Consider the following 24,198-nt stretch of genomic DNA (forward strand, 5'->3'; position numbering starts at 1 on the left):
CGGGATGCGCCCAGGGTGCGCGGCCTCGCCCGGACAAGATTAGTGCGCCGGTCGGATCACGACCAAAAGATCACCCGCGTCCACCTGCTGCGTCTCGGCGATGGCGTGCCGCTCGACGACCCCGTCCACGGGGGCGGTGATGGCAGCCTCCATCTTCATCGCCTCGATCGACGCGACCGGCTCACCGGCCCGCACCGCCGCCCCCACCTCGGCCTTGAGGGTGACCACTCCGGAGAACGGCGCCGCCACCTGGCCGGGAACGGACGTGTCCGCCTTCTCCACCTCGTGTGCATCCACGGAGATGGAACGATCCCGCACGAACACGGGCCGGAGTTGACCGTTCAGGGTCGTCATGACGGTCCGCATGCCCTTGTCGTCCGCCTCGCCGATGGCTTCGAGACCCACGTAGAGCTGCACCCCACGGTCGATCTCGATGAGGTGCTCCTGGCCGGGGACCAGCCCGTAGAGGTAGTCGCTCGTGTCGAGCACGGACAGATCGCCGTACTGCTCGCGCCGCTCCGTGAACTCGGCCGTGGGCGCGGGGAACAGCAGCGTGTTCAGGCGGGAGCGCCGCTGCGCGCTCGTCCCCGCCAGCTCCGCCTCGTCCTGGTCCGTCAGCGCCGTGAGGCCGGTTCGCACGGAACGGCCGGCGAGCACCTTGGAGCGGAAGGGCTCGGGCCAGCCACCGGGGAGGTCGCCGAGCTCTCCGGCCATGAACCCGACCACGGAGTCCGGCACATCGTACTTCTCGGGGTTCGCCTCGAAGTCTGCGGGATCGGCCTTCACCGCGGCGAGGTGCAGGGCGAGGTCCCCCACGACCTTCGACGACGGGGTGACCTTCGGGACGCGTCCGAGGATGCGGTCGGCTGCGGCGTACATGTCCTCGATGAGTTCGAAGTCGTCCGCGAGGCCGAGAGCCTTCGCCTGCTGCCGGAGGTTCGACAGCTGTCCACCGGGGATCTCGTGGTGGTACACACGTCCGGTGGGTCCCGGCAGCCCGGACTCGAACGGCGCGTACTGGCGACGCACCGCCTCCCAGTACGGTTCCAGGTCGGAGACCGCGGCGAGGGAGATCCCGCTGTCCCGCTCCGTGTGGGCGAGCGCGGCGACGAGCGAAGACAGCGACGGCTGACTGGTCGTGCCGGACAGCGGGGCCGACGCGGCATCCACCGCATCGACGCCGGCGGCGCTGGCCGCGAGCAGGGTCGCGAGCTGTCCACCCGGAGTGTCGTGGGTGTGCAGGTGCACGGGCAGGTCGAAGCGCTCACGGAGCGCCGAGACGAGCTTCGCGGCGGCGGCGGGACGGAGCAGGCCCGCCATGTCCTTGATCGCGAGGATGTGCGCGCCCGCGGCGACGATCTGATCCGCGAGTCCGAGGTAGTAGTCGAGGGTGTAGAGCCCCTCCGCCGGATCCAGCAGGTCGCCGGTGTAGCAGAGCGCGACCTCCGCGACCGCGGTCCCCGTGGCGCGGACCGCCTCGATCGCCGGGCGCATCTGCTCCACGTCGTTGAGCGCGTCGAAGATGCGGAAGATGTCGACGCCGCTCGCTGCCGCCTCCGCGACGAAGGCCTCGGTCACCGCCGTCGGGTACGGCGTGTAGCCGACCGTGTTCCGGCCACGCAGCAGCATCTGGATCGCGACGTTCGGCAGGGCCGCCCGCAGCTTGTCCAGTCGCTCCCACGGGTCCTCGCCCAGGAAGCGGAGCGCGACGTCGTAGGTGGCGCCGCCCCAGGCCTCGACCGACAGCAGCTCCGGTGTCAGCCGGGCGAGGTACGGAGCGGCGGCGACGAGGTCCTTCGTGCGGACCCGGGTCGCGAGCAGCGACTGGTGCGCGTCGCGGAAGGTCGTGTCGGTGATCGCGAGGGCGCTCTGCGCACGCAGGCCGCGAGCGAACTCCTCGGGACCGACCTCGAGCAGCCGCTGCCGGGATCCGGGCACCGGTTCGACCGCCAGGTCGATCGGCGGCAGCTTGGTCGCGGGGTCGATGACGCCGGGGTGCGCGCCGTGCGGCTTGTTCACCGTCACGTCGACGAGCCAGTTGAGGATCTTCGTCCCGCGGTCCTTCGAGGCGCGTCCGCGGAGCAGCTCCGGGCGCTCGTCGATGAAGGACGTGCTGACGTCGCCCCGGATGAACGCCTCGTCGTCGAGCAGAGCCTGGAGGAAGGGGATGTTCGTGGAGACACCGCGGATGCGGAACTCGGCGAGGGCACGGCGCGCGCGGGCGACGGCGGCCGGGAAGTCGCGTCCTCGGCACGTGAGCTTCGCCAGCATCGAGTCGAAGTGCGGGCTGATCTGGGCGCCCTGGTGCACGGTGCCGCCATCGAGACGGATGCCCGCGCCGCCGGGCGAGCGGTAGGTCGTGATCTTCCCGGTGTCGGGACGGAAGCCCTGCGTCGGGTCCTCCGTGGTGATGCGGCACTGCAGTGCGGCACCGCGCAGGTGCAGATTCTCCTGCTGCAGTCCCAGCTCGGCGAGGGTCTGCCCCGCGGCGATGCGCATCTGGCTCTGCACGAGGTCGACGTCGGTCACCTCCTCGGTGACCGTGTGCTCGACCTGGATGCGCGGGTTCATCTCGATGAACACGACTTCGCCGGCACGCTCCCCCGCCGTCTCCAGCAGGAACTCGACGGTCCCCGCGTTCTCGTAGCCGATGGAGCGGGCGAAGGCCACGGCGTAGCCGTGCAGAGCCTGGCGCACGTCGTCGTCGAGGTTGGGGGCGGGAGCGATCTCGACGACCTTCTGATGCCGCCGCTGCACGGAGCAGTCCCGCTCGAACAGGTGCACCGTCTCGCCGGTCTTGTCCGCGAGGATCTGCACCTCGATGTGCCGCGGCCGGACGACGGCCTGCTCGAGGAACATCCGGGGGTCGCCGAAGGCGCTGCCGGCTTCCCGCATGGCCTCGGCGAGGGCCGGTCCGAGATCGCCGAGCGTCTCGACGCGCCGCATGCCACGGCCGCCTCCCCCGGCCACCGCCTTCGCAAAGAGGGGGAACCCGATCTCCTCCGCCTGGGCGACCAGGGCGTCGACGTCGTCCGAGGCCTCGGTGGACCGGAGCACGGGGACGCCCGCTTCGACGGCGTGGCGCTTCGCCTCCACCTTGTTGCCTGCCATCTCGAGGACCTTCGCCGGCGGCCCGATGAACACGATGCCGTTCGCCGCGGCCTTCTCCGCCAGCTCGGGGTTCTCCGAGAGGAAGCCGTAGCCGGGGTAGATGGCGTCGGCACCGGCCTCGGTGGCCACGCGGATGATCTCGTCGACATCCAGGTAGGCGCGGACCGGGTGCCCGCGCTCGCCGATCTCGTACGCCTCGTCGGCCTTGAGCCGATGGACCGAGCCGCGGTCCTCGTGCGGGAAGACGGCGACGGTGCGCGCCCCCACCTCGACCGCTGCCCGGAATGCCCGGATCGCGATCTCGCCACGATTCGCCACAAGGATCTTCTGGAACATGCACACCTCTGAGAGCTCGATGCACGGCCGAGGCACGCACATGGGGCGGGGCTGAGTGTTCCCCCAGCCTAGGGGAAGGTAACGTGGTCTCCGTGCACGTACTCAGCGTCAGCTCTCTCAAGGGGGGCGTCGGCAAGACGACCGTGACACTCGGGCTGGCCTCCGCGGCTTTCGCCCGGGGTGTCCGGACGCTCGTCGTCGACCTCGACCCGCAGTCCGACGTCTCCACCGGGATGGACATCCAGGTCGCGGGACGACTCAACATCGCCGATGTGCTGGCGAACCCGAAGGAGAAGACCGTCCGTCAGGCGATCACCTCCAGCGGCTGGGCCAAGGTCCACCCCGGCACGATCGACGTGCTGATCGGCAGTCCGTCCGCCATCAACTTCGACGGCCCGCACCCGAGCGTCCGCGATGTATGGAAGCTCGAGGAGGCGCTCGCAGCGGTCGAGGCGGACTACGACCTCGTGCTCATCGACTGCGCGCCCTCGCTGAACGCCCTCACCCGTACCGCGTGGGCGGCGAGCGACCGCGTCATGGTCGTCACCGAGCCCGGCCTCTTCTCCGTAGCGGCAGCAGACCGTGCCCTCCGTGCGATCGAGGAGATCCGCCGCGGCCTCTCCCCGCGCCTCCAGCCGCTGGGCATCGTGGTCAACCGCGTGCGCCCGCAGTCGATCGAGCACCAGTTCCGTATCAAGGAGCTGCGGGACATGTTCGGCCCTCTCGTCCTCTCGCCGCAACTGCCGGAGCGCACCTCTCTCCAGCAGGCGCAGGGCGCCGCGAAGCCGCTGCACATCTGGCCCGGCGACTCGGCGCAGGAACTCGCCGCAGACTTCGACCAGCTCCTCGACCGCATCATCCGCACGGGTCGGATCCCCGTCCCGGAGACCGGACCGCAGAGCTGAGACCCCGGAACGACGAAACGGCCATCCTCTTCGAGGGTGGCCGTTCTTCGTGGAGCGGGGGCCGTCAGGCGGAGCGCTTGGCGCGACGGGCGGAGAGCTCGTCGACGGGGTCGGGAGCGGAGGCGTCGAAGGCGACGAGCGTCGACTCCACCTCGCGCAGGACCTTGCCGACCGCGATACCGAAGACACCCTGACCGCGACTGACCAGGTCGATGACCTCGTCGTTCGACGTGCAGAGGTAGACCGAAGCCCCGTCGCTCATGAGGGTCGTCCCCGCGAGGTCGCGGATACCGGCGCGGCGGAGCTCGTCCACCGCGGTGCGGATCTGCTGCAGGGAGATCCCGGTGTCGAGCAGGCTCTTCACGAGCTTCAGGACGAGGATGTCGCGGAACCCGTAGAGGCGCTGCGAACCGGAGCCGTTCGCGCCGCGCACCGTGGGCTCGACGAGCTCGGTGCGTGCCCAGTAGTCGAGCTGACGGTACGTGATGCCGGCCGCACGTGCCGCCACGGCGCCGCGGTAGCCGACCTCGTCGTCCATCGCGGGCAGACCGTCGGTGAAGAGGAGTTCGGTCACGAACCGCGGGTCGCCTGCGAGCTCATCCGCATTCATCTGAAATCCTCCCTGGAACGGTTATCTCCACGGTAGAGCAGGGTCCCGGCACCGGCAACGACATCCGCGCGACGCCGAAGGTGTGTCGCAATCAGTTCGTTACGAAAGGATCCGCGTGAGTGCGTCCTTCACGAACAAGGTCCGGACGTCGTCGATCCGTGTGGCCAGTTCCGGCGCGAGCTCGTTGGCGCGCGCCCGCGAGGCGGCATCGGTTCGGCGCAGCAGCGTGGAGAGCGCCGACTCGATGAGCGAGACCTCACGCTCCGCACCCTGTCGCAGGGAGCGGAGATGACGCGGCTCGATGCCGTGCCGGTCGAGGGCGACGAGCCCACGGAGCAGCGCGACGGTGGAATCCGAGTAGGTCTCCTGCGCGGTGATGACGCCGGTGCTGATGGCGTCGTTGAGCAGCTGCGGGCCCGCGCCTGCTGCAGCCAGCAGCTCGTCACGGCGATAACGACGCGGCGCCGGGGCGATCGAGGGCGGCGGCGCGAGCGCCGCCGTCTCCCCCGAGGCCTCCGCCTCGTCGAGCTGCTCGCGGATGACGCTGAGCGGAAGGTAGTGATCCCGCTGCAGCGTCAGTCCCAGACGGAGCCGTTCGATATCGGCGGAGGAGAACTTCCGGTAGCCGGACTCGGTGCGGGAGGGCCGGACGATGCCCTGCACCTCGAGGAACCGCAGCTTGCTGGAGGTCAGGTCGGGGAACTCCGGAGTGAGGCGTGCGAGCACCTGACCGATACTCAGCAGGCCCGCGGACGCCGAGCGTTCGCGGGCGGGAGTTGCCGCCATCAGGCGTTCGCCGCGCGGTCGAGCGGGGACGCGAAGAAGTTCAGACGGAACTTGCCGACGCGCAGCTCGGAGCCGTCCGCCAGGGGGCTGCGGTCCACGCGCTCCCCGTTCACATAGGTGCCGTTGAGGGAGCGCTGGTCGATGATCTCGAACGTCGTCCCGGTCCGGGTGATCTCCGCGTGACGACGGGACACCGTGACGTCATCGAAGAAGATGTCGGCCTCCGGGTGGCGGCCGACGGTGGTCACGTCGGTGTCGAGGAGATACCGCGCACCGGCGAGCGCTCCGGAACGGACGAGCAGCAGAGCCGAGCCCGAGGGCAGCGCCGCGATGGCCGACTGCTCGACATCGGTCAACTCCACGCCGAACGGGACGAACGACAGATCGGAATCGTGTCCGAACGTCTGCGTCACATCGTGTCTCGGCTCGCCGGAGCGATGGATGGCGGCTTCACCGGCCGGTCGGCTGTCGCTGTCTGTCACTGTGCCCTCCTGGCTGTCCAGACTATCCGATCCAGAGGGGTGCGCGGGAGGCCGCTTTCGCACTCAGCGGTCCCATACCGGGGATTCATAGGCTGGACTCGTGAAGACCACAGCTCTGCGCCGCCCGGCGGCCCCGATCGCCCTCGCGGCCACCCTCCTCGCCGCGTTCCTCGTCCTCCTCTCCCCGCTGTCGGCTTCGGCCCACGACGCCCTCGTGTCGTCGTCGCCCGCGGCGGACAGCAGCGTGGAGACGCTGCCCACGGAGCTGACCCTCACCTTCAGCGCCAAGCTCATCGACGGCGAAGGAGCGACGGAGCTCACCGTCACCGATCCGGCCGGCGAATCCGTGATCGACGGCGCCCCGACGGTCGACGGGGCGATCGTGACCCAGCCCCTGACCGGCTCGGGGCCCGCCGGCGAGTATCGCGTCGTCTGGAAGGTCGTCTCGAGCGACGGCCACCCCACGTCCGGTGAGTTCTCCTTCACCGTCACCGTCGGTGACGAGGGTGCCGCGACGGGCGAGCCCACCACCGCTCCCCCGACCGCGGCGCCGACGACGGAGCAGACCACCACGCCCGAGGCGACCGCGACGACGGCACCGGACACGGGAGACGACGCCGGAGCCGCTTCGACATGGATCTGGGTCCTGGTGATCCTCGGCGTGCTCGCCGCGCTGAGTGTGGTCGTCTGGCTCATCGTGCGCCGTCCTCGGGGACCGGCTCCCACCGATTCCGACGCCCCCTCGGAGCGATAGGCTTAAGGCATGCCACATTACGACGTCGTCATCCTTGGTGCAGGTCCTGGCGGATACGTCGCTGCGGTTCGCAGCGCACAGCTCGGCCTGTCCACCGCGATCATCGAGGAGAAGTACTGGGGTGGTGTCTGCCTCAACGTCGGCTGCATCCCTTCCAAGGCGCTCCTGAAGAACGCGGAGATCGCGCACACCCTGAACCACAAGGCCGACTTCTTCGGGATCTCCGGAGAGTTCACGATCGACTACGGCAAGGCGTTCGACCGCAGCCGCGTCGTCGCGGACGGCCGGGTCAAGGGCATCCACTTCCTCATGAAGAAGAACAAGGTGACCGAGTACGACGGCCGCGGCACCTTCACCGGCCCGAAGGCCATCTCGGTCGCGAAGGCGGACGGCTCCACCGAGGAGGTCACGTTCGACAACGCGATCATCGCGACGGGATCGAAGGTCCGCCTGCTCCCCGGTGTGCAGCTCAGCGACAACGTCGTGACCTATGAGGAGCAGATCCTCTCCCGTGAGCTGCCGAAGTCCATCGTGATCGTCGGCGCCGGCGCCATCGGCATGGAGTTCGCCTACGTGATGACGAACTACGGCGTGAAGGTCACGATCATCGAGTTCCTCGACCGGGCCCTTCCCAACGAGGACGCCGACGTGTCGAAGGAGATCACGAAGCAGTACAAGAACTACGGCGTCGACATCCTCACCTCCACCAAGGTCGAGTCGGTCGTCGACAACGGTTCCTCCGTCACCGTCTCGTACACGGGCAAGGACGGCCAGCAGGCGTCGATCGAGGCCGACAAGGTGCTCATGTCGGTCGGGTTCGCCCCGAACGTCGAGGGTTTCGGACTCGACAAGACGGGTGTGAAGCTGACGGAGCGCGGTGCGATCGACATCGACGACCACATGCGCACGAACGTCGAGGGCATCTACGCCATCGGCGACGTCACCGCCAAGCTGCAGCTCGCGCACGTCGCCGAGGCGCAGGGTGTCGTCGCGGCCGAGACCATCGGCGGCGCCGAGACCATGACGCTGGGCGACTACCGCATGATGCCGCGCGCGACGTTCTGCTCGCCGCAGGTCGCCTCGTTCGGGCTCACCGAGCAGCAGGCCAAGGACGAGGGGCGTGAGATCAAGGTCGCGACCTTCCCGTTCATGGCCAACGGCAAGGCGCACGGCCTCGGCGAGCCGGTCGGCTTCGTCAAGCTCATCGCCGACGCCGAGCACCTCGAGCTCATCGGCGCGCACATGATCGGCCCCGACGTGTCGGAGCTGCTGCCCGAGCTGACCCTCGCGCAGAAGTGGGACCTCACGGCTCTCGAGCTGGCCCGCAACGTGCACACGCACCCGACGCTGTCTGAGGCGCTGCAGGAGGGCTTCCACGGCCTGGCCGGCCACATGATCAACTTCTGATCCGACGCCTCGACGAAGGCCCGGTCCGCGCAACGCGGACCGGGCCTTCTCGCGTCACAGGCCGCGCATCGTGATGAGGCCGGTCGTCCACCCGCGCAGTGCTGAGGAGCCGAGCACGCCGACCAGCCCCTCCCGGACGACGACGACCGGCGCGATAGCCGGAGCCCCCATCGCCATGAAGAACGCGGAACGACGATGCGCCTTCCGCGTGGTCCGCCATACCTCCCGGGCGAAGCCGTCCAGGACGGGGACGGCGCCCCGGTCGGTCCGGCGCAACGCGTCCCGCAGCCGGAGCGCATCCGCCCAGCCCAGGTTCATGCCCTGACCGCCGATCGGGCTCACCTCGTGCGCGGCGTCCCCGAGCAGGACGATCCGTCCGCGATGCAGCCGCCGCGCGGCATGCTGGGCCGCGCGGAACGACGACACGGGCGCGGCGGGGTCCACGTCGAGAGCGTGCCCCGTCCGCTGCTCGACGAGGCCTGCCAGCTCAGCAGCCGATGCCACCGTCCTGCCACGGTCTTCGCGCACCACCCAGCGGTGCCGCCCGCCCGGCAAGGGGAAGGACTCGACGAGGCCGTCCGGCTCGAAGTACAGCACGGCGCGATCGTCGGCCTGCGGGGCATCGACGTCGAGCATCGCGTAGTCCGCGCTCCCCGCCCGCGGGTCCCAGCCGGCACCGAACGCCGTCCGGAAAGGACTCCGCACGCCGTCGGCGACGACCACGATCGACGCCGTCTCTTGGCGGCACCCGTGCTCGTCGTCGATCCCGACCCGCACGAACGGACCCTCGTCACGGAGAGACCTGACGGTGCGACCGGACTGCAGCGCATCCGGTTGCAGCGCCCGGAGGCGGCCTCGCAGCAGTTCCTCGGTGCGCGGCTGCGCGAGCGTGAGGATCGGACGTTCGGACGGGAAGGTCAAGGCGGCGAGCCGCCGCCCGCGACTGCGGACCTCCCCGCCGAACAGCCGGAGCGCCTCGGAGCGCACCTCGGTCCCCACCCCGGCGGCATCGAGGGCATCGAGCCCCGGACGGTGGATCCCGATCGCGCGCGTCTGCGCGCCCTGGTCCGTGCGACGCTCGTACACCCGCACCCGGCGACCGTCCTGCGCCACGAGGCAGGCGAGGAGCAGCCCGACCGGACCGCCCCCGACCACGAGGACGTCATGGTCGACCATCTGCGCCCTCCCAGCGCAGCTCGAGTCGTGCGGGCAGGTGCGACCGCACCTCCCAGTCCGACGGGGCGACGGCCGCGAGTTCCTGGGGAGTGTACGAGCGGCGGATGCTCAGGAGACCGTCGACCCGGATGAAGGTCCCGGCGAGGAGGTTTCGCGCGAACGGCCAGGTCCCGGCCGCGAACGCCCCATACGCCAGACGGCTGCGGGCGATGTCGTGGTGGGAGACGAGTCCGCGGTCGCCCACCAGCGCACGCGAGTCGGCGAGCACCGCGTGCAACGCTGCGGCGTCGAGGTGATGGAGGACGTGGTTGGAGAGGACGATGTCATAGGTCTCGCCCGCCGCCACGAGGTCGCTGGAGAATGCGTGACGATAGCGGATCCCCGCACCGTCGTCGTGTGCCGAGGCCCAGCGGATCGCGCGCTCGTCGGCGTCCAGAGCAGTGATGTCGGCCCGGAGGCCATCGCGTCGCAGTCTCCGGACGAGGTCGCGACACAGGTCTCCCCCGCCGGCGCCGATGTCGAGGATGCGCAGCGGACGCCCTGCCGCCGCCCGGGGGCGGATGTCACGTCGATACAGCCGCCCGGGGCGTGAGACGACCGCGTTGACGGCGCTGAAGCGCCGGTACGTGCGGCCGAGCGCCTCCTCGTCCGCGTCGGGGTCGTCCATGAGCTCGACGAGGTCGGCGGCGCGCGCCGACAGATCCACGCTCACGGTGCGGGAGCGACGACGGTCAGCAGCGCGCTCTCGGCGGTGAGGCCAGGTCCGAAGGCCATCGCCGCCACGCGGTCGCCTGCCTCCGCGCCCTCCTGTTCGAGGATGCGCTTCAGCACGAACAGCACGGTCGCGCTCGACATGTTCCCGAACTCGCGGAGCGTCTCGCGCGCGGGTCGCAGCTGCCCGTCGCTCAGGGCCATCCGCTCCTGCACGCGGTCGAGGATGCTCCGCCCTCCCGGGTGGATCGCCCAGTGGCGCACCCGGTCGCCCACCCGCCCGGCGGCGAAGGCCTCCGCCAGCCCCTCCTCCCGCCCGTAGAGCGGCGCGAGTGCCCCGATGATCGACTCGCCGATGATCTGCGGGACGGCGGTCGACAGGATCATCTCGAAACCGGAGTCGCCGATCGTCCAGGCCATGTCGTCGACACCCTCCGGCACGATCGCGGTGTGGAAGCCGTCGAGCCGGAGCGCGGGGACGGCCGTGGGCAGGTCCCGTGCCGTCACGATCCCTGCGGCAGCCCCGTCGGCGAACAGGGAGGAGGCCACGATGGTGTCCGGATCCTCGGAGGAACGCAGGTGCAGCGTGCACAGTTCGACACTGACGACGAGGACGACCGCGTTCTCATCGGCCGCGCAGAACTGTGCGGCCGCGCGGAGAGCCGGCATCGAGGCGTAGCAGCCCATGAAGCCCAGGTGGTACCGCTGGACGGCGTCGGACAGGCCGAGCCCGCGCACGATCTCGTATTCGGGTCCCGGGGCGTGGAAGCCCGTACAGGAGACCGTGATGACGTGCGTCACGTCCGCCGGGTCCAGGTCGGGGTCCGCCTCGAGGGCGCGGCGCGCTGCCTCGACGAAGAGACGGGACGCCTCACGCGTGTAGACGTCATTGCGCGCCTTCGTGCCCGGCGCCAACAGCCGTCCCGAGCCGCGGTCATAGAACAGCGGTTCGTCCGGGGCGGCGTCTTCGGCCAGCTCCGCGATCACGGTGTGCCGTGTGTCGATGCCGGAGACGTTGAACGACGTCGCCACGATGCGCTGCGCCAGCCGTCCCAGCCCGGGCTGCGCGGCGAAGACGTCGCGCACCTGCTCCTGCACGAGGACGGTCTCGGGGACGATCGTCTGCAGCGATCGGAGCACAGGCGGTCGACTCATGTGGTCACTCAACCACCCCGCAACCGGACGCGGAAAGGGGTTGCATCCGAGGAGTCGGCGGCCTAGAAGCCGAGAGCCCGGGCGAGCTTCGAATCGGAGCCGGCCTCGCGACCGCCCGCCGCCCGCACGGCGCGCTCGATCGCCGCGAAGAACGCCGCGCGACCGGCATCGTCGGACGGAGCCGCCGGTCCGAGTTCGACCTCCCATTCCCGCCACGCCCGACGTGTTCCGCCGCGCAGATCGGTCGCGCGCACACGGTCGTCGACGAACTCCGCCACGACGCCGTCCGGTCCGGTGAGGAGGTAGGCCGTCCGGTCGTTCTCGATGCGTGCGAGCGGCTCCAGCGGCGCGGTCGTCCAGGCGGCGATCGCTGCGCGCACCGCCGTCGGCACCTCCTCGCCACCGAGGGGCCAGCCCTGTTCGACCCGGCCGTCGCCCTGCCGCGGGCCCTTGATGTGCCAGCCCTCGTCCGGTCCGCCGGAGCGACGGCGCACCGCGACGCCGGCACGGGCCAGCGTTCCATCCGCGGTGTCCAGATAGCGGGCGTCGAGAGCGCGGTGCTCACCGGGCGAGACCGCATCGACTCCGGGGATCGCCGTCCAGTCGGGCAGGGGCGTCCCCTCGTCGACGTCGTACTTGCGCTCGACCTCGACGGTGCGAGAGGGCTCAGTCATCCTCGAGCGTGAGGTCCTCGAGGGCTTCCTCGAACCAGTAGTCGATCTCGGTGGGGCCGTCGCCCTCGCCCGTGTTCTGCGGCTCGCCGCGGCGGTTGTAGACCACCTGCGTCTCGCTGTAGGGGACGATCAGCTTGTCGTCCGCGTCGTCGTCGAGGGGGATGATCTGCCCGTCCAGCGGGCCGCCGTGAAGTCGTGCGAGTGCCATGTGCCCAGGGTAGCGCCGCCCTCCCTCATTCGGGGCGACCCGCCCGGTCAGCCGCCGAGGACGCCGAGGACCGCCCCCGCGATCATCCACGGGCCGAAGGCGATGCGGGTCCTCCGATCGGCCCGTCCCGCGGCGAGGAGCACGAGCGCGTAGACGGCTCCGAGCGCGAAGGCGGACGTGGCGCCGAGGAGGAACGCGCCCCAGCCGTGCCAGGCGAGGACGAGTCCGATCACGAGGGCGAGCTTCACATCGCCTCCGCCCATGCCCGCCCGGCTGAGCAGCCGCAGGGCCGCATAGAAGCCGCCGAGCACGAGGGCCCCGAGCAGGCCCCGCCCCAGCGCGGCCGCGTCGGCGGTGGCGACGGCGTCGGCGGCCGCCGCCAGGAGCAGCAGGAACAGGGTCGGCAGCACGATGCGGTTCGGGAGCCGGTGGGTGCGCGCATCGATCACGGCCAGCAGGATGCCGACCGCGAGGAGGCCGCCGTGCACGAGACCGACGAGGGCGAGACGGATGTCCATCCCGGCAGGGTAGGGAGATCCGGGAGGGCGCGGAGGGCCTTGTGGACAACCCGCCAGGCGATGTCGGATGTACGAACTAGCGTCAGTCGTGTCACTTGCTTTATTCGTACATATCTTCGAGGATGGACACATGGGGATCGGGCTCGATGCGATGACCGCGCTCTCTCCGACCAGCGACACCCGCGCCGGAGAGGTCCTGCGGCTGCGCCGCGAGATCAGCCGGATGCAGCGACGGCGCAGCGAGCACACGCTCCTCCCCCTCGATCCCGCCTTCGCCGCACTGCTGCCGGAGGAGGGGCTGCAGACGGGCACCTCGTACACCGTCTCCCCCTCGCCCGCCCTCGTGCTCGCGCTGCTCAGCGCCTCCTCCGACCGCGGGCACTGGTGCGCGGTGATCGGCATGCCCACCCTGGGGGTCGAGGCCGCTGCCGCCTACGGCATCGACCTGAGCCGACTGATCCTCGTCCCCGACCCGGGGGACCGCTGGCTCGCCGTCGCATCCGCGCTGGCCGAGGTGGTGCCCCTGATCGTCGTGCAGCCCACGACGAGGGCACAGGACGCCGATGTGTCCCGACTCAGCGCCCGTCTGCGCGACCGCGGGTCCACGCTGCTCGTGGCGGAGGAACCGGGCGCGGGGCGCTGGGCGCAGAGCGAGGGGACCATCCGGCTGCACGACCCGGACTGGCATGGGCTCGGCGAGGGGTGGGGGCTGCTCTCGGACTGCACGGTGACGGTCACGGCGCGGACCAGGCACAGCCCTCGCGCCTCGAGCGTGCGTGTCCGACTGCCCGGCGGGCACGGAGCCGTGGAAACCGTGGTCGCAGAGCTGACCGCCCTGCCGCCGCTCGCTCCCTCTGCGACGGACGGCGCTGAGGCCGGGTCGTCCGACCTCCTCTTCTGGGCGGAGGCGGGATGAGCACCCCTCTCCGTGTCCTCGTCCTCTGGTTCCCCGACTGGCCGCTGCGAGCGGTGCTGGGCGGAGGGCCGCATCCGCCCACGGCCCTGGTGCAGGCCAACACGGTCGTCGCCTGCACCGCATCCGCTCGCGCGCACGGCGTCCGCATCGGGCAGCGTCGCCGCGTCGCCCAGGGACTCCTCTCCTCGCTGCAGGTCCTCCCCCACGACGCCGAGAAGGACGAGCGTGCCTTCGTCCCGGTGCTGCAGCTCATCGAGAAGCACGCCCCTGGCGTGACGCTGCTGCGCCCCGGCCTCGCGATCCTGCGCGCTCGCGGGATCGCCCGCTATCACGGCGGAGAGGCCGAGGCGGCGACAGCCCTGTCCGCGATCCTCGCCGCTGCCGGCTTCCCCGAAGTGCGTGTCGGCGTCGCCGACGGACCCTTCACCGCCGAGATCGCGGCCCGAGGAACGGCGTCCTGCACGGTCGTGCCCCCGGGCGGCTCCCGCGAGTTCCTGGCCCCCTACCCCGTGCAGGTGCTCCGCGACGAGCAGATCAGCGATCTCCTCCTCCGCCTCGGCGTGCGCACTCTCGGCGAGTTCACCGCGCTCGCCCCTCTCGACGTCCGCGACCGCTTCGGCGAGCACGGTGCCCGCCTGCAGGCCCTCGCCGCCGGCGCCGACTCCCGGCCACTGGCTCCCCGACCGCCCGACCCCGAACTGGCCAGGACCATCGAGTTCGAGTCCCCTCTCGGAGGCACCGACCAGGTGGCCTTCGCCGTGCGGCAGACCGCCGATGCCGTGATGCTCGCTCTGGCGGACGCGTCGCTCGTGTGCACCGAGGTGCGGATCGACCTGACCGACGACGACGGCGCCGTCCACTCCCGCACCTGGCTGCACCCGACGAGCTTCGACGCCGCCGACCTCGTGGACCGTGTGCGCTGGCAGCTGGAGGCGGTCGCCGCCCTGACCGCGAGCGCGCCCGTCGACGAGGCGAGGGCATTCGGGGGCATCGTGGCCGCCCGCCTCCTCCCCGTCGCAGTGGATGATGCGGCCCACCATCAACCTGGACTCTTCGGCTCGGGCACCGATGAGCGACTGCATCACGCGGTCTCACGGGTGCAGACCATGCTGGGGCATCAGGGCGTGGTCACCGCCGCCCTCTCCGGAGGGCGCTGGCTCGCCGATCGTCAGGTGCTCACGCCGTGGGGCGAGCGCCCGGTCCCGCCTCGTGATCCGCGGTCCCCCTGGCCGGGGAGCCTTCCCGACCCTCTCCCCTCCGAGGTGTTCCGCCCACCGCGCCCCATCGGCGTCGTCGCCGCGGACGGGAGCACGATCGACGTCGACGATCGTGGCGCCCTCACGCACGACCCCGCCCGCATCGACGGGGCGGCCGTGCAGGCCTGGGCCGGCCCGTGGCCCGTGCATGAACGGCGGTGGAGCACGGGCGGCGGCAAACGAGGACACCGGCTCCAGATCATCGACGACCGCGATCGCGCCTGGCTGGTCTTCCTGGCCGGCGAGCGCTGGTGGGCTGAGGGGAGGTACCGCTGATGGGCTGGCACAATCCGCCGTTGACCTGGGATCAGCTCGAACGCACCCTCAGCGGAGAGCCCACTCCCGAAGCGACCTCCGCACCGCGGGGGCTCCGCCCGGATCCCGGACCGGTGAGTCGTCCGCGGAAGCGCGTCCCCCCGGCCCTCCCGGAGCGTCCGGAGGAGGCGGTGCCCTATGCCGAGCTGCACGCGCACTCGTCCTACTCCTTCCTCGACGGGGCGTCCTCCCCCGAAGACCTCCTCGCGGAGGCCGAGCGTCTCGGCCTGAGCGCGCTCGCCCTCACCGACCACGACGGGTTCTACGGCGCCGCGCGCTTCGCCGAGCTGGCGGAGCTCATGGAGCTGCGGCTGCAGACCGTCTACGGCGCCGAGCTCTCCCTCGACCTGCCCTCCGCTCCGCAGGGGGCCGCCGATCCGCCGGGCACGCATCTGCTCGTGCTCGCCCGGGGCCTCGAGGGGTACCACCGCCTGTCGGGGGCGATCACCGCGGCCCAGCTCCGCGGCGGGGAGAAGGGGCGCCCGGTCTACGACCTCGACGAGCTCGCGGCGACCGCCGACGGGCACTGGACGATCCTCACCGGCTGCCGCAAGGGGGCGGTACGACAGGGGCTGGAGGCCGGAGACGCGGCCGCGCCGCTGCACCATCTCGTCGGACTTTTCGGACACGACAATGTCTCCGTCGAGCTCTTCGACCACGGCGATCCGCTGGACACCCGGCGCAACGACGCCCTCGCCGACCTCGCCCGCCGGATGCGGCTGCCCGTCGTAGCGACCAACAACGTGCACTACGCCCGCCCGGACCAGGCCCCTCTCGCCGAGGCGGTGGCCGCGGTCCGCGCGGTCCGGAGCATGGACGAGCTCGACGGCTGGCTGCCGGCCCATGGCGGCGCGCACCTGCGCAGCGGGGCGGAGATGACGGCGCGCTTCCGGCGGTACCCTGGTGCGATCTCGCACGGCCTGGAGCTGGCCGCGGCCTCGGCCTTCCCACTTCGGATGGCCCGCCCCGCCCTCCCCCGTCAGGACGTCCCGCCGGGGCACACGCCGATGAGCTGGCTGCGGCACCTGGTCTGGGAGGCGGTCCCGTCGAAGTACCCGCGGCTGGACGCGGACGGCCGCCGACGCATCGCCCGCGAGCTCGACGTGATCGAGGAGAAGGACTTCCCCGGGTACTTCCTCATCGTGCACGGCATCGTGACGGAGGCCCGGCGACGCGGCATCCTCTGCCAGGGCCGGGGTTCGGCGGCGGCGAGCGCGGTCTGCTATCTGCTGGGCATCACCGCGGTCGACCCGATCCTCTACCGTCTCCCCTTCGAGCGCTTCCTCGCCACCACCCGCACGGAGGAGCCGGACATCGACGTGGACTTCGACTCACGGCGACGGGAGGAGATCATCCAGTGGGTCTACCGGGAGTACGGCAGGGAGCGGGCGGCCCAGGTGGCGAACGTCATCCAGTACCGGCCGAAGAACGCCGTCCGCGACATGGCCAGAGCCCTGGGGCACTCTCCAGGACAGCAGGACTCCTGGTCACGGCAGGTGGACGGCTGGGGATCAGGGCTCGAACCCGTGGAGGGCCACGACATCCCCGACACCGTGCTCGACTACGCGGCCGAGCTGCTGAAGGCTCCACGGCATCTGGGGATCCACTCAGGCGGCATGGTGCTCACAGCCCGGCCGGTCGGAGAGGTGGTGCCGGTCGAGCACGCCCGCATGGAGGACCGCACCGTCATCCAGTGGGACAAGGACGACGCCGCCTTCATGGGACTGGTGAAGTTCGATCTGCTCGGTCTGGGCATGCTCGCGGCGCTGCAGCACTGCTTCGACCTGGTCCGGGAGGCGACGGGCGAGGAGTGGACGCTGGAGACCCTGCCGAAGGAGGAGGCCGGCGTCTACGACATGCTCTGCCGGGCCGACTCGATCGGCGTCTTCCAGGTGGAGTCCCGCGCGCAGATCGGGCTGCTCCCCCGGCTGCAGCCGCGACGCTTCTACGACCTCGCCATCCAGATCGCCCTCATCCGCCCCGGCCCCATCCAGGGCGGCGCCGTGCACCCGTTCGTCCGTCGGAAGATGGCGAAGGACAAGGTGGACGAGGCGAACCGGGAACGGGAGGCCAGGGGCGAGCCCTCGGAGGAGTTCCCCATCCCCTACCCGCACAGCGACCTCGAGGACATCCTCGCGCGGACACTCGGCATCCCCATCTTCCAGGAGCAACTCATCCAGATGGCCACGGCCGTCGGCGACTGCACGGCCGACGAGGCCGATCTGCTGCGCCGGGCGATGGGATCGAAGCGGGGTCTGGAGAAGATCGAGAAGGTCAGGGACAAGCTGTACGCCGGGATGGCCCGCCGCGGGCTCGTCGACGAGGCCGCCGACCGGATCTACGCGCAGATCCAGGCGTTCTCGAACTTCGGCTTCGCCGAGTCCCATTCCCTGTCCTTCGCCCTGCTCGTCTACGCGAGCTCGTGGTTGAAGCTGCACTATCCGGCCGCCTTCCTCGCGGGCCTGCTGCGGTCGCAGCCGATGGGCTTCTACTCCCCCGCGACCCTCACGGCGGATGCCCGTCGGCACGGCGTGGAGGTCCGTCGCCCGGATCTCCATCTCTCCTCCGCCACCGAGACCCTCGAACGCCTCACGCCGGACGCCGCAGGGACGACCGGGAGAGACGACTGCCTGGCCGACCCGCAGCCGCCCGTGCACCGCTTCGACCGGAGCGCACCGGACGAGTCCGCGGCGCACCGGCGGGACGGACGGTTCGCGGTGCGCCTGGGACTCAGCGGCATCCGCGGGATCGGCGTGCCGATGGCGGAGCGCATCGTCGCCGAGCGGGAGGCACACGGTCCCTACCGCGATCTGCACGACCTCGTGCGCCGGACCGACGCGACGGCCGCTCAGTTGGAGGCCCTCGCCACCGCCGGAGCCTTCGCGTGCCTCGGGTTGGAGCGCCGGGAGGCCATCTGGCTCGCCGGGGCCGCCGCGGAAGACCGCGCCCGTTTCCTCCCGGGGACCACGGTGGCGGTGCAGCCGCCGCTGTTCGCCGACCAGACCAGCTACGAGCGCCTCTCGGCCGACCTCTGGGCGACCGGCATCTCGACCGACGACCACCCGATGACGCACTTCCGCGACGACCTCCGGGCTCGCGGCGTCCTGACGGCCGCGGACCTGCAGCGGCATGAGACCGGACGACGCGTCGAGGTGGCCGGTCTCGTCACCCATCGACAACGACCCGCCACGGCCGCCGGCGTCACCTTCGTCAACCTCGAGGATGAGAGCGGGTTGGTGAACGTGATCTGCTCGACGGGGGTCTGGGGTCGGTTCGGTCGTATCGCCCGAGAGTCCCCAGCGCTCATCATCCGCGGCATCCTCGAGCGCTCACCGGAGGGGGTCGTCAATGTGCTCGCCGACGCCTTCGAAGACCTCCGCACGGGGGTCATGCACCGCTCGCGGGACTTCCGATGAGTCCGGTGCCCGAGGAGTCCGGTGCGCGACGGCCCGGCTTCCGGCGGTCACCAGAAGCGTTCGGGCTCTTCCGGCGGGGGCCGGTCCGATCCACCCCAGCGATCCGCCTCCGCCTTGGCCGCGTTGACCGCCGCATCCGCGCCGCGCAGAGCGATGCCCGCGCCGCTGGCCGACGGCCCGATGGGGTCGATGAGCAGCGACGTCCGCGGAGCGACGCCCACGGCCACCGTGCAGTCGAGGACACGACCGATCCAGTGCGTCACCTCGGCTCGCGGCTCCTCGGCGCGGCGGTAGCGGATGCCGGTGTCCAGATCGAGCAGCGAGAGGACGACGGGTCCATCCGTCTGCGGGTCGACGAGTTCGGAGACCTCGACCCGGTGCCCGACCGGGAGGGCCACCTGACCGGCGAAGACGAGCATCCTGTCCATGTCCCCACCCTACGGAACGGCCCGTATCGGCGACAGAGCCGAGAGCCGCGCAGAATTTTTCGAAGAAACTTTTGTCCCCCAAATGGCGGACAAGAGGATTAAGGGATATTCTGCTCTTCGTAGCGGGGGCTACCGGCTGAATCTCTGGGGGATCGGCCGTAGAGACAGCGAGACTTCGCCGCCTCCCCAACCGTCCGGGTAGGACGGTGAGCCCTCTCGGCAGCACCGGGTTGGGGCGGTCCCGTCGAGAGGGCATACCCCGCGGCTAGCCATCGTCCTGCTGGGCGTCAACCCCGGCGAGGGCACGCACCGCTCGGACTACGGTCGTTCGTCATGACGTCTCTCCCCTGTCTCGAACGCCGCGCCGGCTCACCTGCCGCCGGAGGACGTCAGTCGTCGGCGGGTTCGTCGACGCCGTCCTCATCCAGCGGCACTTCGATGCGCTGCTCCGCAGCGTCCGTCGGGTCCGCCTCGATGGGGTGCGGCTCCGGTGCCGAGGGGGTCGGCGCTTCCGGATCCTCGGGAACCTCCTCCGCAAGGCGCTCCTGCTCCTGCAGGTCGGCCTCGGGCTTCACATCGTCGATCGGATGGTCATTGAGAGACATGGCTTCTCCTCCTTCGGTGTGGGTATCTCCAGCCTGCCGAGGCCGCACGACAGCGGCAAGGGGCTTGACCCGACGGAGCCGGCCGTGACGAGGAAGAGCGGGCAGGGCCGGGTACGCATCGGCGTCTCCGGGTGGCGGTACGCCCGGTGGCGCGGCGACTTCTACCCGCGCGGCCTGCCGCAGCGTCGAGAACTCGAGCACATCGGATCGCACTTCCCCACCGTCGAGCTCAACGGCTCGTTCTACTCGCTGCAGCGGCCCGAGAGCTACCGCCGGTGGGCGGCGAGCGTTCCCGACGACTTCGTGTTCGCGGTCAAGGGCTCCCGCTACGTCAGCCACATGCTGCGGCTGCGCAACGTCGAACAGGCGCTGGCCAACTTCTTCGCCTCGGGCGTCCTCGCCCTCGGTCCCCGGCTCGGCCCGATCCTCTGGCAGCTCCCCGCGCGGCAGCATTTCGACGCCGAGATCGTGGAGGCGTTCCTCGACACCCTCCCGCAGACGGCGGCGGAGGCTCTCTCCCTCGCCCGGCGGCATGACGAGCGGCTGCAGGACCGGACGTGGCTGGAGATCGATGCCGACCGCCCGCTCCGCTACGCCCTCGAACCGCGTTCCGATTCCTTCGCCGACCCGTCGAGCCTTGGCCTCCTGCAGGAGCACGGAACCTCCCTCGTCATCGCCGACACCGCCGGGAAGTGGCCGCGGTTCGACGCCCTCACCGCGGACTTCGTCTACATCCGTCTCCACGGCGCGCAGATGCTCTACCACAGCGCCTACACCGAGGAGGAGCTGCAGGAGTGGGCGAGGCTCATCCGCGGGTGGGCCGACGGGACCGGGGCCGACGACGGGAAGCCGCGCGACGTCTTCGTGTACTTCGACAACGACGCCCGCGGGCACGCACCCCACGACGCCCTGGCGTTGAGCGCCCTCGTGACGGACCTCGTGACGGACACGCCCTCCTGACGCGGCGAGCGCGGCGGTTACCGGTCGCCGACGTGACCCGGAGCGGTGAGCGACAGCACCCGCTCGACGAACGCCGCGTACTCCTCCATGTAGTGCGCGAGGAACTTCTCGGTGTCGGCGTCGTGCACCTGCCCGTCGGGGCCGAACACCTCGGGCCGGAACGTGATGTACGCCTCCGGGGCGTTCAGCTGCGGCGCATTGAGGAAGCTCAGCACGCTCCGCATCGACGACTGCATGACCGCGGTGCCGATCGCTCCGGTCGAGGCGCCGATGATGCCCGTGGGCTTTCGTGCGAACGAGTTGTGCCCCCAGGGTCGCGAGCCCCAGTCGATGGCGTTCTTCAACGCCCCGGGGATGGAGCGGTTGTACTCCGGCGACACGAGCAGCAGCCCGTCCGCCTGCTCGACCGCACTCTTGAACGCGGTGACCGCAGCGACCGGTTCGAGTTCGTCGTCGCGGTTGTAGAGGGGGAGGTCGCGGATCGGGATCTCCACGAGTTCGAGGTCCGGCGGGGCGAGCCGCACGAGCGCCGTGGCCAGGACGCGGTTGATGGAGTCCGATGCGAGGCTGCCGATGAGGTAGCCGATCCGATGGGTCATGGTGAGGTCCCCTCGTCTCCCTGCATCTCCAGGATATCGCCGGAGTGGGGGCTTGCCACAAGGCCCCCCTCGAGAGGCAGAATCGACGGCTCGCGTGCCCCCGCATGCCCTCGCGAAGGAGACCTCCGGTGCTCGACCCCTTTGACCTGTCCGCCGACCATGCGGCGAAGTCCGCAGACGACCTCATCGCCGCCGACCGCGTCCACCTCCGACGGCTCGGCGTCGCCCTCTCCCGGGAACGCGACGCCCTGACCGCTCGTCTCGCCCTCGTGCGCCGGCAGGCCGCGGACGCGGGCGTCACGGCGGTCGATCGCGACCTGGAGATCCGCCGCCTCAGCGCGACGCTGCGCCTGCGGGAGCGCTACGGCATCGACATGTGCCTGGGCCGGATGACCCCCGCGGCCGGACCGCCGGTGTACATCGGTCGCGCCGGGGTGTCCGATGCGGACGGCACCCGCCTGCTGGTCGACTGGCGGGCTCCGGCAGCGGAACCGTACTTCGCCGCGACCTGGGAAGACCCCCGGGGCCTCCTCTCCCGGCGACGGTACCGCTGGAACCGAGGCAGGATCACGGACTACTGGGACGAGGCGCTGTCGCCGGAGGGCCTCGACGGCGCCGCCTCCCTCGACGACCAGTCCACGTTCCTCGCGAGCCTGGACGCGCATCGCACCGGACGGATGCGGGATGTGCTGGCGACGATCCAGGCGGATCAGGACGCCATCGTTCGAGCCCCCTCCCCCGGCACTCTCGTGGTGGACGGCGGCCCAGGCACCGGGAAGACGGTGGTGGCCCTGCACCGGGCGGCACACCTCCTGTACGCCGAACCGCGACTGACGAACGGCGGCGGCGGCATGCTCCTCGTGGGTCCGAACCCGCAGTACCTCGGCTATGTGGAGGACGTGCTGCCGAGTCTCGGCGAGGACACGGTGAGGTTGTGCACCCTGCGCGACCTCACTCCCGAGGGCGCGGGCGCGGTCACGGAGCCGGACCACCGCGTGGCCGAGCTGAAGCAGAGTCTCGACCCGGACCAGGTGATCGGGGCGGCCGTCGCCGTCCTGACCCGGCCACCGCGGCATGCGCTCCGCATCGAGACGCCGTGGGCCGATCTCTGGATCGGCCGAGAGGACTGGGCCGAGCTGTTCGCCTCGGCGGATCCGACTTCCCCGCACAACGAGGCCCGCGACGAGGTCTGGGAGGAGCTGCTGGAACTGCTCGTCGACCAGATGCGCGACGAGGATGTCCCGGAGTCCTCGATCCGCCGGTGGCTGCGGCACGACGACGAACTCACCGGGACCTTTGTACGGGCGTGGCCGCTGCTGACGCCGGACGCCGTGGTCGCCGCGCTCTGGGCGTCCCCGACGCTGCTCGCGCGGTGCGCCCCCGACCTCGCGCCCGAGGAGCTCGCCCTGCTGCACCGTGCCGAGGGGGCGCCCTGGACGGACCCGGACCTTCCCCTCCTCGATGCCGCGCACCGCCGGATCGGCGACCCCGAGGCCGTCCGCGAGCAGCACCGCCGGCAGGGCGCGGCGGCCGCGGCGCAGGAGCAGATGTCGGCGGTGGTCGACCATCTCGTCGCGAGCGACGACAGCGAGATGAAAGTGATGTCGATCCTGCGAGGTCAGGATGCGCAGAACGTTCTCGCCGGAGCGGACGTGCCTCCCCCGCTTCCGCCCGACGAGCTCGCCGGCCCCTTCGGTCACATCGTCGTCGACGAGGCGCAGGAGCTCACCGATGCGCAGTGGCGCATGCTGATCGCGCGGTGCCCCTCCCGCAGCTTCACGGTCGTGGGCGACAGGGCCCAAGCGCGGCGGGAGTTCACGGAGTCGTGGCCCGCGCGCCTCGAACGCCTCGGCCTGCGGAACGCGCGCGTCTCCTCGCTCCGGGTGAACTACCGCACTCCGGCCGAGGTCATGGCGTTGGCCGCACCGACGATCCGCGAGGCATTCCCCGACGCCAACGTCCCGACGTCCGTGCGGGAGAGCGGCATCCCGATCCGGCACGGCGCGGTGCCCGAGCGAGACGCGGTGCTGGAGGCGTGGCTCGCGACGAACCCGGAGGGAGTCGCCGCCGTCATCGGCGACCCCACCTTAGTGCCGCGGCCCCGGGTCCGGGCACTGACGCCGGAGGAGGCCAAAGGACTGGAGTTCGACCTCGTGGTCCTCGTGCGCCCGGAGGCATTCGGCTCCGGGCGCACGGGGGCGGTCGACCGCTATGTGGCGATGACCCGCACGACGCGCGAACTCGTCATCTTGCGCTGAGCAGCCGCCGGGCTTCAGACGTCGTGCGGGTCGCCGCCGTCGGTGATCGTGCCGGTCGGCTCGCTCTCCTCGACCTCATGGCGGGCGCCGTGCTCGGAGGCGAGCGCTTCCCCCTCCTCGATCGCCTCATCGCGGCTGGTGTAGCTGCGGGAGAGCTCCGGCGCGCCCTCCACCTCGTTGACCCACTGGCCGTTCTTCGAGCGGGTGACGATCGACGTGATGGCCATCAGACGTCCCCCGGCCCCAGGTCACCCTGGCCTTCTTCGCCGAGATCGGCGAGGACCGGATCCTCCCCTTGGCTCTCCGGCTGCGGCGCGGAACCCGGCAGGTCCGCCGCCGGCACCTCATCGTCGGGATCGGGGATCTCGTCGGGATCGCGGCCGGTGGCGGTCGACTCCTCCAGATCCTCCGGTGCCGCACCGTCGTCGAGGGCTTCCGTGCGCTCCCATTCCGCCTGCGCGGGATCGTTGCTCGGGTCAGCCTCGGTGGTGGCGTCGCCGTCGCGCAACGGCTGACCGCCGACGTCGTCGGGTGTCGATTCCATGTCTCCTCCTTCGATCGGGCTGGCCCCAGTCTCCCGGCTGGAACCGGAGTCGCCGAGGGGCTTGAGGA

The 24,198-nt window shown here is 71.0% G+C and carries 23 protein-coding genes; 8 read left to right on the forward strand and 15 right to left on the reverse strand.

What is annotated here, in order from left to right; all coding sequences use genetic code 11:
• Positions 1–39: 39 nt before the first annotated feature.
• Positions 40–3,447 (reverse strand): pyruvate carboxylase, encoded by a 3,408-nt coding sequence (locus KZC57_RS04035; protein ID WP_247641090.1) that lies wholly within the window; start codon positions 3,445–3,447, stop codon positions 40–42.
• A 92-nt stretch (positions 3,448–3,539) separates the two neighbouring features.
• Between KZC57_RS04035 and KZC57_RS04040 the strand changes: the two genes are divergently transcribed.
• On the forward strand, positions 3,540–4,352 hold the full coding sequence (locus KZC57_RS04040; protein ID WP_060921164.1) for a ParA family protein: 813 nt from the start codon (positions 3,540–3,542) through the stop codon (positions 4,350–4,352).
• Between the two features lie 64 nt (positions 4,353–4,416).
• Here the strand turns inward: KZC57_RS04040 and KZC57_RS04045 are convergent, their stop codons facing one another.
• From KZC57_RS04045 to KZC57_RS04055, 3 genes are all read right to left on the reverse strand, one after another.
• Complete coding sequence (locus tag KZC57_RS04045) at positions 4,417–4,962, reverse strand: MerR family transcriptional regulator (protein ID WP_060921155.1); 546 nt, start codon at positions 4,960–4,962, stop codon at positions 4,417–4,419.
• Between the two features lie 99 nt (positions 4,963–5,061).
• Positions 5,062–5,748 carry a MerR family transcriptional regulator gene (locus KZC57_RS04050; RefSeq protein WP_060921154.1) on the reverse strand — a complete coding sequence of 229 codons (687 nt, stop codon included), beginning with the start codon at positions 5,746–5,748 and terminating at the stop codon, positions 5,062–5,064.
• Positions 5,748–6,230, reverse strand: a complete 483-nt coding sequence (locus KZC57_RS04055) for an FHA domain-containing protein (RefSeq protein ID WP_060921153.1) — start codon at positions 6,228–6,230, stop codon at positions 5,748–5,750. Before KZC57_RS04055 ends, KZC57_RS04050 begins: the two co-directional genes overlap by 1 nt.
• 100 nt (positions 6,231–6,330) lie before the next feature.
• Between KZC57_RS04055 and KZC57_RS04060 the strand changes: the two genes are divergently transcribed.
• Together KZC57_RS04060 and lpdA are read left to right on the forward strand one after the other, a co-directional pair.
• On the forward strand, positions 6,331–6,984 hold the full coding sequence (locus KZC57_RS04060) for a copper resistance CopC family protein (protein WP_247641091.1): 654 nt from the start codon (positions 6,331–6,333) through the stop codon (positions 6,982–6,984).
• Between the two features lie 9 nt (positions 6,985–6,993).
• Positions 6,994–8,391: a dihydrolipoyl dehydrogenase gene (lpdA, locus tag KZC57_RS04065; protein WP_060921151.1), complete on the forward strand. Its 1,398-nt coding sequence runs from the start codon at positions 6,994–6,996 to the stop codon at positions 8,389–8,391.
• Between the two features lie 54 nt (positions 8,392–8,445).
• On the opposite strand, the gene KZC57_RS04070 is transcribed toward lpdA, so the two are convergent.
• The 6 genes from KZC57_RS04070 to KZC57_RS04095 form a co-directional block, all read right to left on the reverse strand.
• On the reverse strand, positions 8,446–9,567 hold the full coding sequence (locus tag KZC57_RS04070; RefSeq protein ID WP_247641092.1) for an NAD(P)/FAD-dependent oxidoreductase: 1,122 nt from the start codon (positions 9,565–9,567) through the stop codon (positions 8,446–8,448).
• On the reverse strand, positions 9,554–10,279 hold the full coding sequence (locus KZC57_RS04075; RefSeq protein WP_247641093.1) for a methyltransferase domain-containing protein: 726 nt from the start codon (positions 10,277–10,279) through the stop codon (positions 9,554–9,556). Before KZC57_RS04075 ends, KZC57_RS04070 begins: the two co-directional genes overlap by 14 nt.
• The gene (locus tag KZC57_RS04080; protein ID WP_231919635.1) at positions 10,276–11,433 is read right to left on the reverse strand and encodes a type III polyketide synthase; all 1,158 of its coding nucleotides are present in this window, start codon (positions 11,431–11,433) and stop codon (positions 10,276–10,278) included. Before KZC57_RS04080 ends, KZC57_RS04075 begins: the two co-directional genes overlap by 4 nt.
• A gap of 62 nt (positions 11,434–11,495) precedes the next feature.
• A complete protein-coding gene (locus KZC57_RS04085; protein ID WP_060921147.1) occupies positions 11,496–12,107 on the reverse strand; it encodes a CYTH domain-containing protein in 612 nt (203 codons plus the stop codon).
• The gene (locus tag KZC57_RS04090; protein ID WP_025105115.1) at positions 12,100–12,315 is read right to left on the reverse strand and encodes a hypothetical protein; all 216 of its coding nucleotides are present in this window, start codon (positions 12,313–12,315) and stop codon (positions 12,100–12,102) included. Before KZC57_RS04090 ends, KZC57_RS04085 begins: the two co-directional genes overlap by 8 nt.
• Positions 12,316–12,362: 47 nt before the next feature.
• On the reverse strand, positions 12,363–12,833 hold the full coding sequence (locus KZC57_RS04095; RefSeq protein WP_217584377.1) for an A24 family peptidase: 471 nt from the start codon (positions 12,831–12,833) through the stop codon (positions 12,363–12,365).
• Positions 12,834–12,963: 130 nt separating this feature from the next.
• Between KZC57_RS04095 and KZC57_RS04100 the strand changes: the two genes are divergently transcribed.
• Genes KZC57_RS04100 through KZC57_RS04110 form a run of 3 tightly spaced genes read left to right on the forward strand, consistent with a single transcriptional unit; the run spans position 12,964 to position 18,736 of the window.
• Positions 12,964–13,749, forward strand: coding sequence for a hypothetical protein (locus KZC57_RS04100; RefSeq protein WP_144881325.1), 786 nt, complete (start codon positions 12,964–12,966; stop codon positions 13,747–13,749).
• Positions 13,746–15,281 (forward strand): DNA polymerase Y family protein, encoded by a 1,536-nt coding sequence (locus KZC57_RS04105; RefSeq protein WP_144881326.1) that lies wholly within the window; start codon positions 13,746–13,748, stop codon positions 15,279–15,281. Before KZC57_RS04100 ends, KZC57_RS04105 begins: the two co-directional genes overlap by 4 nt.
• On the forward strand, positions 15,281–18,736 hold the full coding sequence (locus tag KZC57_RS04110; protein WP_247641094.1) for an error-prone DNA polymerase: 3,456 nt from the start codon (positions 15,281–15,283) through the stop codon (positions 18,734–18,736). The genes KZC57_RS04105 and KZC57_RS04110 overlap by 1 nt, the downstream gene beginning before the upstream one ends.
• 47 nt (positions 18,737–18,783) lie before the next feature.
• On the opposite strand, the gene KZC57_RS04115 is transcribed toward KZC57_RS04110, so the two are convergent.
• On the reverse strand, positions 18,784–19,164 hold the full coding sequence (locus tag KZC57_RS04115; RefSeq protein WP_105950055.1) for a hypothetical protein: 381 nt from the start codon (positions 19,162–19,164) through the stop codon (positions 18,784–18,786).
• 389 nt (positions 19,165–19,553) lie between these two features.
• A complete protein-coding gene (locus tag KZC57_RS04120; protein WP_247641095.1) occupies positions 19,554–19,769 on the reverse strand; it encodes a hypothetical protein in 216 nt (71 codons plus the stop codon).
• Between the two features lie 84 nt (positions 19,770–19,853).
• On the opposite strand from KZC57_RS04120, the gene KZC57_RS04125 reads away from it, so the two are divergent.
• On the forward strand, positions 19,854–20,729 hold the full coding sequence (locus KZC57_RS04125; RefSeq protein ID WP_247641096.1) for a DUF72 domain-containing protein: 876 nt from the start codon (positions 19,854–19,856) through the stop codon (positions 20,727–20,729).
• A 17-nt stretch (positions 20,730–20,746) separates the two neighbouring features.
• On the opposite strand, the gene KZC57_RS04130 is transcribed toward KZC57_RS04125, so the two are convergent.
• The gene (locus tag KZC57_RS04130) at positions 20,747–21,328 is read right to left on the reverse strand and encodes an NADPH-dependent FMN reductase (protein WP_144881329.1); all 582 of its coding nucleotides are present in this window, start codon (positions 21,326–21,328) and stop codon (positions 20,747–20,749) included.
• 128 nt (positions 21,329–21,456) lie between these two features.
• Here KZC57_RS04130 and helR point away from each other — a divergent pair, with 128 nt between their 5' ends.
• Positions 21,457–23,586, forward strand: coding sequence for an RNA polymerase recycling motor ATPase HelR (helR, locus tag KZC57_RS04135; RefSeq protein ID WP_247641097.1), 2,130 nt, complete (start codon positions 21,457–21,459; stop codon positions 23,584–23,586).
• Positions 23,587–23,600: 14 nt separating this feature from the next.
• Here the strand turns inward: helR and KZC57_RS04140 are convergent, their stop codons facing one another.
• Both KZC57_RS04140 and KZC57_RS04145 read right to left on the reverse strand, forming a co-directional pair.
• Positions 23,601–23,813 (reverse strand): DUF2188 domain-containing protein, encoded by a 213-nt coding sequence (locus KZC57_RS04140; protein ID WP_060921137.1) that lies wholly within the window; start codon positions 23,811–23,813, stop codon positions 23,601–23,603.
• Positions 23,813–24,130, reverse strand: coding sequence for a hypothetical protein (locus KZC57_RS04145; protein ID WP_060921136.1), 318 nt, complete (start codon positions 24,128–24,130; stop codon positions 23,813–23,815). The genes KZC57_RS04140 and KZC57_RS04145 overlap by 1 nt, the downstream gene beginning before the upstream one ends.
• Between the last annotated feature and the right edge of the window lie 68 nt (positions 24,131–24,198).

This window comes from Microbacterium sp. KSW4-4 (genome assembly GCF_023091185.1).
Classification (GTDB): domain Bacteria; phylum Actinomycetota; class Actinomycetes; order Actinomycetales; family Microbacteriaceae; genus Microbacterium; species Microbacterium paraoxydans.